12 protein-coding genes are annotated in these 11259 nt (G+C 66.5%); 8 read left to right on the top strand and 4 right to left on the bottom strand.

Features of this window, described 5'->3' with window-relative positions; all coding sequences use genetic code 11:
• Positions 1-20: 20 nt before the first annotated feature.
• Positions 21-1313, top strand: coding sequence for an NTP/NDP exchange transporter (locus tag FFS60_RS11940; RefSeq protein ID WP_137822075.1), 1293 nt, complete (start codon positions 21-23; stop codon positions 1311-1313).
• A complete protein-coding gene (locus tag FFS60_RS11935) occupies positions 1310-2233 on the top strand; it encodes an aldo/keto reductase (protein ID WP_137822074.1) in 924 nt (307 codons plus the stop codon). The genes FFS60_RS11940 and FFS60_RS11935 overlap by 4 nt, the downstream gene beginning before the upstream one ends.
• A gap of 107 nt (positions 2234-2340) precedes the next feature.
• On the opposite strand, the gene FFS60_RS11930 is transcribed toward FFS60_RS11935, so the two are convergent.
• The gene (locus tag FFS60_RS11930; protein WP_028630931.1) at positions 2341-3090 is read right to left on the bottom strand and encodes a 3-oxoacyl-ACP reductase family protein; all 750 of its coding nucleotides are present in this window, start codon (positions 3088-3090) and stop codon (positions 2341-2343) included.
• A 120-nt stretch (positions 3091-3210) separates the two neighbouring features.
• On the opposite strand from FFS60_RS11930, the gene FFS60_RS11925 reads away from it, so the two are divergent.
• Positions 3211-4143 carry a LysR family transcriptional regulator gene (locus FFS60_RS11925; RefSeq protein ID WP_028630932.1) on the top strand — a complete coding sequence of 311 codons (933 nt, stop codon included), beginning with the start codon at positions 3211-3213 and terminating at the stop codon, positions 4141-4143.
• A gap of 129 nt (positions 4144-4272) precedes the next feature.
• Here FFS60_RS11925 and FFS60_RS11920 read toward each other — a convergent pair whose 3' ends face one another.
• Both FFS60_RS11920 and FFS60_RS11915 read right to left on the bottom strand, forming a co-directional pair.
• Positions 4273-5547: an MFS transporter gene (locus tag FFS60_RS11920; protein WP_137822073.1), complete on the bottom strand. Its 1275-nt coding sequence runs from the start codon at positions 5545-5547 to the stop codon at positions 4273-4275.
• Positions 5548-5575: 28 nt separating this feature from the next.
• Positions 5576-6226 (bottom strand): FadR/GntR family transcriptional regulator, encoded by a 651-nt coding sequence (locus tag FFS60_RS11915; RefSeq protein WP_137822072.1) that lies wholly within the window; start codon positions 6224-6226, stop codon positions 5576-5578.
• A 179-nt stretch (positions 6227-6405) separates the two neighbouring features.
• On the opposite strand from FFS60_RS11915, the gene FFS60_RS11910 reads away from it, so the two are divergent.
• On the top strand, positions 6406-6648 hold the full coding sequence (locus tag FFS60_RS11910; RefSeq protein ID WP_137822071.1) for a hypothetical protein: 243 nt from the start codon (positions 6406-6408) through the stop codon (positions 6646-6648).
• Between the two features lie 163 nt (positions 6649-6811).
• Here the strand turns inward: FFS60_RS11910 and FFS60_RS11905 are convergent, their stop codons facing one another.
• Positions 6812-7444 (bottom strand): bifunctional 2-polyprenyl-6-hydroxyphenol methylase/3-demethylubiquinol 3-O-methyltransferase UbiG, encoded by a 633-nt coding sequence (locus FFS60_RS11905; RefSeq protein WP_028630935.1) that lies wholly within the window; start codon positions 7442-7444, stop codon positions 6812-6814.
• Positions 7445-7557: 113 nt separating this feature from the next.
• Between FFS60_RS11905 and potE the strand changes: the two genes are divergently transcribed.
• From potE to FFS60_RS11885, 4 genes are all read left to right on the top strand, one after another.
• Positions 7558-8907 (top strand): putrescine-ornithine antiporter, encoded by a 1350-nt coding sequence (gene potE / locus FFS60_RS11900; RefSeq protein WP_028630936.1) that lies wholly within the window; start codon positions 7558-7560, stop codon positions 8905-8907.
• Positions 8904-9800 (top strand): amino acid ABC transporter substrate-binding protein, encoded by an 897-nt coding sequence (locus tag FFS60_RS11895; protein ID WP_028630937.1) that lies wholly within the window; start codon positions 8904-8906, stop codon positions 9798-9800. Before potE ends, FFS60_RS11895 begins: the two co-directional genes overlap by 4 nt.
• Positions 9801-9881: 81 nt before the next feature.
• Positions 9882-10946: a bifunctional DNA-binding transcriptional regulator/O6-methylguanine-DNA methyltransferase Ada gene (gene ada, locus FFS60_RS11890; RefSeq protein ID WP_028630938.1), complete on the top strand. Its 1065-nt coding sequence runs from the start codon at positions 9882-9884 to the stop codon at positions 10944-10946.
• Complete coding sequence (locus tag FFS60_RS11885; RefSeq protein WP_081668170.1) at positions 10943-11224, top strand: Ada metal-binding domain-containing protein; 282 nt, start codon at positions 10943-10945, stop codon at positions 11222-11224. Before ada ends, FFS60_RS11885 begins: the two co-directional genes overlap by 4 nt.
• Positions 11225-11259: the final 35 nt, after the last annotated feature.

The following is an 11259-nucleotide window of genomic DNA, read 5'->3' as shown; positions in this document are numbered from 1 at the left end:
ACCTCACATAAACCACCGCCATGCCCCTTCTCCACCGCGCCATCCACGCCAGGGCCGGTGAACTGGCCCCGGCCCTGGCCGCCTTCGCCCTGCTGCTGTGCCTGTTCGGCGGCTACTTCATGCTGCGGCCGGTACGCGAAACCATGGGCATCGCCGGCGGTATCGAGAACTTGCAATGGCTGTTCAGCGCCACCTTCGTCGTCATGCTGCTGGCGGTGCCGGCCTACGGCTGGTTGAACGCGCGGGTACCGCGACGGGTGTTCCTCGACTGTGTCTACCTGTTCTTCGCCAGCAACCTGCTGGGCTTCGCCTGGCTGCTGTGGCGCACGCCGGACCCGCTGTGGGTGGCGCGGGCCTTCTATGTCTGGCTGTCGGTCTACAACCTGTTCGTGGTGTCGCTGGCCTGGAGCCTGCTGGCGGATGTGTTCGATCGACGCCAGTCCAAACGTCTCTTCCCCTCCATCGCCGCCGGGGCCAGCCTGGGCGGGTTGCTCGGTCCTGTACTGGGCGGCCTGCTGGTGGAGCCTCTGGGCACGGCAGGGCTGCTGGCCTTGGCCGCCCTGCTCCTGCTGCCGACCCTGGCCCTGCGCCGGTTCCTGATGACCTGGCGCGGTATCGGTGGGGCAGGAAGGCCCGGCGCAGAAAGCGAACCACCGGAGCGCCCGGTGCCCGGCAATCCCTTCTCTGGTATCAGCCTGGTGCTGGGCTCTCCCTATTTGCTGGGTATTTGCACCTTCGTCCTGCTGCTGTCCTGCACCAGCACGTTCCTCTACTTCGAGCAGGCACGGCTGGTGGCAGCGCTGTTCCCGGACAGTCGACAGCAGGTCCGTGTGTTCGCCCTGATCGACTTCAGCGTGCAGTCGCTATCCCTGATCTGCCAGCTCTTCGTCGCCGGGCGCGTGGCCCAGCGTTTCGGCGTTGGCGCCCTGTTGGCAGTGGTGCCGCTGCTGGTCGCCCTGGGCTTTCTCGCCCTGGCGTGGCAACCGCAATTCGCCGTGTTGGCCGGGGTGATGGTGCTGCGTCGCGTGGGCGAGTACGCCTTCATTCGGCCGGGGCGGGAAATGCTCTTCGTACCGCTCGGCGCCCAGCAGAAGTACCGGGCGAAGAACTTCATCGACACCGTGGTCTATCGCGGAGGCGACGCCCTCAGCGCCTGGCTCAACACGCTGCTCATCGGCATCGGCCTTGCTGCCGCCACGGTGGCGCTGGTTGGCGCAGGCGTAGCCGTGGCCTGGTCCGTACTGGGCTGGCGCCTGGGCGTGCGGCACGAGCACACTGAATCCTCGGCAAGCCCACAGGAGGCCAAGCCATGAGAACCGGTATCACCCGCGCCGAATTCCTCCGCCTCAGTGCGGGTACGGCACTTCTGGCCATGAGCCCATTCAGCCTCGGCGCCGACTTGGAGCCGCATCCATTGCGCCGCCGCGCCATCCCATCCAGCGACGAGCAGTTGTCCGTGATCGGCGTCGGCACCTACCGGGGCTTCGACATCTCCCATGATGCCAGCGAGGCCTGGGCCGACTGCCGCAAGGTACTGGAAGCGCTCTTCGCGGCCGGCGGCTCGGTGATCGACAGCTCACCCATGTACGGCCAGGCGGAAGAAGTGATCGGCGGCTTGCTGAACGAGCTGAAGGCCCATGAGCATGCCTTCGTCGCCACCAAGGTCTGGACCCAGGGGCGTCAGGGCGGCGTGAAACAGATGCAACACTCCATGCGCCTGTTGCAGCGCCAGCACATCGACCTGATGCAGGTACACAACCTGGTGGACTGGAAGGAGCACCTGACAACGCTGCGGCAATGGAAGGAGGAAGGCCGCATCCGCTATCTGGGCGTCACTCACTACACCTCCAGCGCGTACGACGAACTGGAAAAGGTGCTACGCGCCGAGAAGCTGGACTTCCTGCAGGTCAACTACGCCCTCAACGACCGCGACGCCGAAGCGCGCATCCTGCCCCTGGCGCAGGAGCGCGGCGTGGCGGTGCTGGTCAACCGCCCTTTCGGCGGCGGCAACCTGCTGCGCAACCTCATGCCGCAACCACTACCGGATTGGGCCGCCGACTACGACTGCACCAGTTGGCCGCAACTCTTGCTGAAGTTCTGCCTGAGCCACCCGGCGGTAACCTGCGTGATCCCCGGAACGGGCAACCCCCGCCACATGCTGGACAACCTCCAGGCCGGGCGGGGGAAGGAACCCGACCAGGCGTTGCGGGACAGGCTGACTCAGCTCCTGTAGGGTCCATGTGCGTCTGTAGGATGGGTAGAGCCTGCGAAACCCATCGATCACGGTCCGCATGGGTTTCGCCCGCCCCATCCAATTGCGGAAGCCTTTCCCGCCCGTCCTCAGGCCGAGAAGCCACCGTCGATCATCAGGTTGGCGCCGGTGATGTATCCCGCCTCCGGGCCGGCCAGGTAGGCCACGAAGCTGGCGATCTCCTCGGCCTGGCCATAGCGCGGCAGGGCCATGATCTGCTTGAGGGATTCAGCGAACTCGCCCTGGTCGGGGTTCATCTCGGTGTCCACCGGGCCCGGTTGCACGTTGTTGACCGTGATGCCACGCGGCCCCAGGTCACGGGCCAGGCCCTTGGTGAAGCCGGCCACCGCCGCCTTGCTCAGGGCGTACACCGAGCCGCCCGCAAACGGCATGCGCTCGGCATTGGTGCTGCCGATGGTAATGATGCGGCCGCCCTCGCCCATCACACGGGCGGCTTCCTGGCTGGCGATCACCACACTGCGGACGTTGACGTCCAGCGTACGGTCGAGGTCGTCGATGCTGAACTCTTCGATGGGCGCCACGGCCAGCACGCCAGCGTTGTTCACCAGGATGTCGAGGCGGCCATAGGTTTCCACCGTGTGGCGGATGGCAGCGCGGATGGCCTGCTCATCGCGGCTGTCCGCCTTGATGGCGATGGCGCGGCCACCAGCGGCTTCGATGGCCTGGACCACTTCAAGCGCGCTGCTGGCGGATGCAACGTAGGTCAGGGCGACGGCGGCGCCTTCCTTTGCCAGGCGCTTGGCAGTCGCGGCACCAATGCCGCGGGAACCGCCCTGGATGAATGCGACTTTGCCTTCGAGGGTTTTGTGGGTGCTCATTGAGGAATCTCCGGGAACCAGGGGTGTGGTTGAGTACGGCCCCAGTATTGGCCTCCGATTCACAACCGATAAGCCGGCAATCGCTATATTCAGTCGATACCAATGGTTTATGGAGACCCCATGGAAACCCTCAGCAGCATCGAGTGCTTCGTGCGCGCCGCCGAGGCTGGCAGCTTTGCCGAAGCCGCGCGGCGCCTGGGCTTGACCCCCGCCGCGGTGGGCAAGAATGTGGCTCGGCTGGAATCCAATCTTGGCGTTCGGCTGTTCCTGCGCAGCACCCGGCGCCTGACCCTGACCGAAGCCGGCGAGCGTTTTCTGGCGGAGGTGAGTGGCGGGCTGGCGAGCATCCAGGGGGCGGTGGCGAACCTCGCCAGCAGCCAGGGCCAGCCGGCAGGCACGCTCAAGGTGAGCATGGGCGTGGCTTTTGGCCGCGACTACATCCTGCCGCACCTCGCCGACTTCCTCGCCCGCTACCCGGCCATCGTCCCCGACTGGCAGTTCGACAATCGCCCCGTGGACCTGATCGGTGAAGGCTTCGATGCCGCCATCGGTGGCGGCTTCGAGCTGCCACCTGGGGTAATTGCCCGCCAGTTGGGGCCGGCCCACCGCGTGCTGCTGGCGTCCAAGGATTACCTGGCGCGCAGCCCGGCCATCGAATCACCGGAAGATCTCGCCCGGCACGACGGCATCCTCATCCGCTCGCCCCAGACCGGGCGCGTGCGCAGCTGGCCGTTGCGTACCCGCGACGACCGCCAGGCGACGTTCGAACTGAAGCTGCGCATGGCCATGACCGACCCGGAGGCTGCCTGCCATGCGGCCATGCAAGGGCTGGGCGTCACACTGGTCAGCACGGTACACGCCCTGCCTCACCTCAAGCGCGGCACCCTGGAACGCGTGCTGCCGGACTGGTATGTGGATACCGGCAGCCTGTCCCTCTACTTCAGCGCGCAGAAATTGCTGCCGGCCAAGACCCGCGTATTCATCGACTTCATCGTCGAGCGCTTCCGCCAGCAGAAGCTGGCGGAGCAGTTCAACGCCAACTGGCGGCCCTGACGCGGAACGCGGTTTCGCACGGGCCACAAGGGTGGAAGTCGCTCTTCACTTCCACCAGCGCGCCACACCGGGGCCCGATGCTGATGGGTTTCGCTTCGCTCTACCACATCCTACGAATGGGTCCGGGCCTCAGAGGTGCTCGCTGCGGGCGGCCACATACAGGTTGCGCCCGGCACCGAGGCCGAATGCGGTAGCCGCCAGGCTGATGACGACGAAGATGATCCCTACCGCGCTCCAGCCGTGGGTCAGGTCATGCACCACCCCCACCATCAGCGGCCCCATGGCGGCCAGGGTGTAGCCCACGCCCTGGGCCATGCCGGAGAGGTTGGCAGCCACGTGGGCATCCCGCGAGCGCAGCACGATCAGCGCCAGGGCGATGCTGAAGGTGCCGCCCTGACCCAGGCCCAGCACCACCGCCCAGCCCCAGATTCCAGTGAGCGGCGCATAGAGCATGCCCAGCAAGCCGGCCAGGGTCAGGCCCATCACCAGCACCACGGCCAGACGCTGGTCGCGGCCGCGGGTAGCCAGCCAGGGGGCGCCAAGGGCGCTGATCAGCTGCGTCATCACCGAGCCCGACAGCACCAGCCCTGCCTCCACCGCGGAGAGTCCACGGTCGGTCAGGATCGACGGCAGCCAGCCAAAGACGATGTAGGCCAGGGACGATTGCAGACCCATGTAGAGCGTCACTTGCCAGGCCAGCGGGTCGCGCCACAGGCCCGTCACCTTGTAGGCCTGTCGATGGGCGTGTTGGCCCTGGCGCGCCTGGGGCAGCCAGATCAGCGCGGCGAGGATCGCCGGCAGCGCCCAGAAGGCCAGCGCCGGTTGCCAGGCGTGGTCCAGCAGCTCGGCCAGCGGCACCGTGGCGCCCGCAGCCAGCGCCGCGCCCAGGCACAGGGCCATCGTGTAGACCCCGGTCATCAGCCCGGCGATATGCGGGAAGTCGCGCTTGACGATCCCCGGCAGCAGCACGCCGATAATGCCGATGCTCGCCCCGGCCACCAGGCTGCCGAGGAACAATCCGGCGACCGGGAACAGGCTGCGCAGGACGATGCCGCCGGCCAGGGTGAGGAGGATCAGCAGCACCGTGCGTTCGCTGCCCAGGCGTCGCGCCAGCAGGGGCGCCAGTGGCGCGAACAGGCCGAGGCAGAGCACCGGCAAGGTGGTCAGGAGTCCGGCGCCGGTGGCTGACAGGCCCGTGGCCTCGCGCACCATGTTCAGCATTGGCGCCAGACTCGACAGCGCCGGGCGCAGGTTCAGCGCCACCATCACCAACCCCACCAACAGCAGCCAGGTACTGCCATGCAGCGCATGGGGTTGGGGTTCGTCATCGGCTTCGGCGTCGATCAGCAGCTCTTCCGGCGGGCAGGCCGGCTTGGGGTCATCCAGGGGGTTCGGGGCATTCATGCAAGGCAGTTCCAGAAAGGGGGCGAGGTCAGATCAGCAACGCACGGTTGGCCGCAGCGGCGGCGTCCGCGTCTTGTCGTTCGATGGCATCGAGCAATTCGCGGTGCAGGTCGAAACTCGGCTGCGCTCGCTCGGGGTCGGAGATGGTGCGTTCCAGCCCCACGCGTATCACTTGGGAGAAGTAACGGTACAACTGGCTCAGCACCGGGTTGTGGGCGCTGTCCACCACCCGCTGGTGGAAGGCCAGGTCATGGACGATGTAGTCGTCGATGTCCTCGTAGCTGGAGCGCGCGGCGGAGGCTTCCAGGGCCAGGCGCAGGGCTGCCAGGTCCTCTTCGGTGCGGCGCTGGGCTGCCAGGCGCGAGGCTTCGATCTCGATCATCCCGCGCGCTTCCAGGGCCTGCTCCACCGAGCTGCGCGCCAGCGCCTGCATGGTGGACAGCGGGTCGGCGCAGGCGCGCACGTAAGTGCCATCACCCTGGCGGACCTCCAGCACGCCGGAAAAGGTCAGCACCCGCACGGCTTCGCGCACCGTGTTGCGGCTGATGCCGATGATCTCGGCCAGTTCCGGCTCCGACGGCAGGCGCTGGCCCAGGGGCCAGGTACCGTCATCGATGCGTTGGCGAATCTGCTCCAGGGCGATATCCACCAGGGAGCGCTTGAGGGAAGTGGTGGGCATGGCAAACATCCAATCATCCGATGAATTTCAGGCGACGAAGGTTAGCTCCCTAATCAATTCGCCGCAACCGACATAGTTGCGAGTAATGAAATAGTCATTATCGGCGGGGATGATTTTTCCCCCTCCCCGGCCATTGGTAGCCTGCGCGCTCTGACCCACACACCGCTCGGGGCCACCCCATGAAACACGCACACATCCTTGCGCTGGCCGTAATGGCACTGACCCTCACCGGATGCGCCAGCCAACCCGAACCCGAGCAACGCCCCTACACCGACGCCGAGGTGAAGCAGTTCGCCCTGGAAATGCTCAGCCGCGCCGGTCTGCCCTACGACGATTACGAGAAGGTGCGCCAGGCCCTCACCCACCCCAAGGTGCCCGAAGCGGGGAAAGACCTGCCGAAGGAAATGCCGCGCAAGGGGTGAAGTCTCTATTCGAGCCTGACAGGGCTCCCTGTGGGGCCAGTTCATTCGCCAAGCAGGCCTGCGGCCTGCCGTAGGTCGGACAGAGGAACGAAGCCCAACGCGTGGACGTGACCGTAAACGTTGGGCTTCGCAGAGCTCAGCCGCAACCTACGATTGCAAGCCCCTACCGAGCGCCCTTGCGCCACACACTCGCCAACCACGGCTGCTGCTCCCGTGGCAGGCCGGTCGGACGGTAGTAGTGCTCCACGGCTTCAAAACCGGCCGACTCCAGCAGGGCTTTCCAGCTTTCATAATCGTGCCAGGCGCCGTAGCGGGTTCCGCTCCAGCCTTCGTCGTTCTGCCCGCGCGGGTTGGAGCTGAAGAGCACGCCGCCGGGTTTCAGCGTGGCGTGCAGCTGGCGCAGGACGCGGGGCAGTTCCTGGCGCGGAACGTGAAACAGGCTGGCGTTGGCGAAGATGCCGTCGAAGCGGCTCGCAGGCAGGTCGAGGGCGAGGAAGTCCTGGTGCCAGACTTCGCAGCCGGAGTCGGCACGAGCCATGGCAACGAAGCTTTCCGCGCCGTCCAGGCCGACAGCGCAGTGCCCCAGATGGGTGAAAGTTTGCAGGTCGCGGCCGGGGCCACAGCCGAAGTCGAGGAGGGTGAACGGCGCGCGTCCCCGGATATGCCGCAGCATCGCCTCGATGTTCTGGCTCACGTCGTGGTCGCGAGTGCCTTCGCGGAAGCCCTCGGCGTTGCGGTTGTAGTCGTCGAGGGTGATGGCAGTGATGCTGGCGAGGTCTTCGGGCTTCAGGGGCATGGGCAACTCGGGACGGGATAGGGCAGGAAAGTGAATTCTACTCCCTGGCCGGCAGCAACTATGCCGGGAGCAGCCTATCGTTCTGGATACGCCTTTCCAGCAAGGAGCCAGACATGGCCGCCTCCGGCAAGAAAATGAGCCTGACCGCACTCACCACCCTGGTGGCGGTGAACATGATGGGCTCCGGCATCATCATGCTGCCCTCCAGCATGGCCCAGTTGGGGGCGATCTCCCTGCTGTCCTGGATCATCACGGCGATAGGCTCCATGGCCATCGCTTATTGCTTCGCCCAGTGCGGCATCTTTTGCGCCCGTTCAGGCGGGATGTCGGCGTACACGGAGGAAGCCCACGGCAAGTCGGCCTTCTTCCTCTGTTCCTACCTGTACTTCCTCTCGCTGGCCATCGGCAACGTGGCCATCGCCATTTCCGCCGTGGGTTACCTGACGCCCTTCTTCCCCTGGCTGGGTTCCGGCGCCATCCCGCTGTTCATCGGCGCCGTGGGGCTGATCTGGCTGACCACCCTGGCCAACTTCGGCGGGCCGAAAATCACCGGGCACATCGGTTCGATCACGGTCTGGGGGGTGATCATCCCGGTGGCGGGGCTGTCAGTCATCGGCTGGTTCTGGTTCGACGCCAGCATCTTCGCGGCGGCCTGGAACCCCAACGACATCTCCACCAACGATGCCATCACCCAGAGCATTCCGCTGACCCTCTGGGCCTTCCTCGGCATGGAGTCCGCGGCGCAGAACTCCGATGCCGTGGAGAACCCCAAGCGCAACGTGCCGCTGGCCTGCCTGATGGGCACGCTGGGCGCTGCGGTGGTCTACGTGCTCTCGACCTCGGTGATCATGGGTATCGTGCCCAACCCCGAACTGGCCAACTCCAGCGCGCCCTTCGCCTTCGTCTACGCGAAAATGTTCAATCCGCTGGTGGGTGACGTGATCATGGGCCTGGCGGTGATGGCCTGCGTCGGCTCGCTACTGGGCTGGCAATTCACCCTGGCGCAGACCGCCAAGGTCACCGCCGACCAGAAGATGTTTCCGACGCTGTTTGCCAAGGTCTCGCTGCTGGGCGCCCCTGTCGCCGGGCTGATCGCCAATGCCGTTCTGCAGAGCGGCATGGCGATCTCCACCATCTCGCCCAATGCCTCGGAGCAGTTCGGCAAGCTGGTCAACCTGGCGGCCGTGACCAACATCATTCCCTACATCACCTCGCTTTCGGCGCTGCTGGTCATCATGCAGAAGGCCGGCGTGACGGGTTTCCCGCACCACCGCAACGTGGTGGTGCTGCTCATTGCGATGGCCTACAGCTTCTATGCGCTCTACGCCTCGGGGACGGAGGCGGTGTTCGGCGGCATGATCGTCACCGCCGTGGGCTACCTGATGTTCGGCTACATCGCCGACCGCTTCCTCGAAGAGCGCGCCGCGCAGGCTCGCGCCCTCGGTCTGGAGGACAAGGCATGAACCGGAAAACAACGCTCTGGCTGCCCCTGATAGCGGCGCTGCTGCTGCCGTCACTGGCCCCCGCCCAGACCCTGGACCGCATCCGCGCCAGCGGCACCCTCACCCTCGGCTACTTGCCGGACCAGCCGCCGTTCTCCTCGGCCGAGGGTGAAGGCGCTTCCGGCTACGCCATCGACCTGTGCCAGAAAGTCACCGAGCAACTGCGTACCCTTCCTGGCCTGGGGTCACTCAAGGTGCGCTTCGTGCCCCTGGCGCCGGACAAGGCCCTGGACGTCGTGCAGGAAGCGGGCGTGGACCTGCTCTGCAGCCCCATGGTGGAAACCTTGAAGCGTCGGCAGAACCTGGCCTTCTCGCTGCCGGTGTACACCGCTGGCATTGGCGTGGTGCTGCGCAAGAACGCCCCGCCGTCGCTGGTCAGAGTGCTCAATGGCGAGGTGGAACAAACCGGCCCCACCTGGCGCGCCACGCTTAATCGCGGCCTTACGGCCCACCGCTTCGCGGTGCAAGGCGGGACGCTGGTGGAAGAGTGGGCGCGGGAGAGGCTGCGTCTGCTGAAGGTGCAGATCACCCTGGAGACCGTGGCCAGTCCGGCCGAGGGCGTGGAGCACGTGGCCAGCGGCAAGGTGGACGCATTCTTCTCCAACCAGATGATCCTGCGCAGCCTGGTGGCACGGGACACAGCCAACACCAACCTGATGGTGCTGGACCGCCGCTTCGAGTTCGAGCCGGTATCCATGGCCATGGCCCGCGGCGACGAGGACTTCCGCCTGCAGGTGGATACGGCGCTGAGCCAGCTCTATCGCTCCGGTGACATCGTGCCGCTTTATACCCGCTACTTCGGCGCCCCAAGCGAGCTGGACCAGACACTCTTCAAGGTGTATTCGCGCCGCTGAATTCGACAGCAAGAGTCGGGATGCGGGCGCTATCCTGCCCGCATACTCTCTGCCATGACCGAACAGCAAGCGGAAAGCGCCATGAAGCCCTCTGCCAGGACCGCCATCGAACAGGACCCCCGCTGGGCCGCCGTGCAGGCCCGCGACCCGGCCGCCGATCGGCAGTTCGTCTACGCGGTGAAAACCACCGGCATCTATTGCCGCCCCAGCAGCCCCACCCGCCTGCCGCGTCCGGAGAATGTGGAGTTCTTCGACAGCGCGGAAGCGGCCGAAGCCGCCGGCTACCGCCCCAGCCGCCGCGCCGCTGCGGACATGACCAGCGTTGCCGCGCAACACGCGGCGCTGGTGTCGGCCGCCTGCCGGCAGATCGAAAGCGCCGAGGAAGCGCCAGGACTGGAGGCCTTGGCCGAGTCGGTGGGCATGAGCGCCTCGCACTTCCATCGGGTGTTCAAGGCAGTCACCGGCGTCACCCCCAAGGCCTATGCCCGCGCTCGCCGCGCCCGCAAGGTGCGCGACCAATTGGGCGCTGGCACCTCGGTGACCGAGGTGATCTACGACGCCGGCTTCAACTCCAACAGCCGCTTCTACGCCGACTCCGCCCAGGTGCTGGGCATGAAGCCCGCCGACTACCGTGCCGGCGGCGTCAACAATGAAATCCGCTTCGCGCTGGGCGAATGTTCCCTGGGCTCCTTCCTGGTGGCGCAGAGCGGCGTTGGCGTATGCGCCATTCTCCTCGGCGATGACCCGGACGCCCTGCTGCGTGACCTGCAGGACAAGTTCCCCCGCGCCCGGCTGATCGGGGGCGACAGCGACTTCGAGCAACTGGTGGCCAAAGTCATTGGCTTCATCGAAGCGCCGCAACTGGGCCTGGACCTGCCGCTGGATGTACGCGGCACGGCCTTTCAGGAGCGGGTCTGGCAGGCGCTGCGGGAAATCCCGCCTGGCAGCACCGCCAGCTATGCGGAGATTGCCGAGCGCATCGGCTCGCCCCGCGCCGTGCGTGCCGTGGCCCAGGCCTGCGCGGCCAACAGCATCGCCGTGGCCATTCCCTGCCACCGGGTTGTACGCAGCGACGGCAACCTCTCCGGCTACCGCTGGGGCGTGGAGCGCAAGCGCCGCCTGCTGGAGCGCGAGGCCGAAGGGTGAAACGCTGGACCCTGCTGGGGGCGGACGGCAAGCCGTACGCCAGCCCGGTGCCCGGCACCCTGGGCGGGCATCGCCGGACACGTATCTACGGCCGCCTCGCCTGCCCCACTGCCCTGCGCGCCATTGCGCGTGGCGGGTATGTATCGGCGCGGGTGTTCTTCCTTGATGCAGCCACGGCACAGGCGGCCGGGTATCGGCCTTGTGCGCGGTGCATGAAGGGCGCCTACCGGGAATGGCAGGCCCGGTGGGGGCGAATTCATTCGCCACGTCTGCGTTAGCTGTTGCGAGAGATTTACCATCGGACCAAGAGCCA

The sequence above is a fragment of the Pseudomonas sp. D(2018) genome, assembly GCF_005502555.1.
In the GTDB taxonomy this organism is placed as follows: Bacteria; Pseudomonadota; Gammaproteobacteria; order Pseudomonadales; family Pseudomonadaceae; genus Metapseudomonas; species Metapseudomonas resinovorans.
Note: the sequence above shows the minus strand (reverse complement) of the source record. Positions and strands in the feature narration are given on the sequence as shown.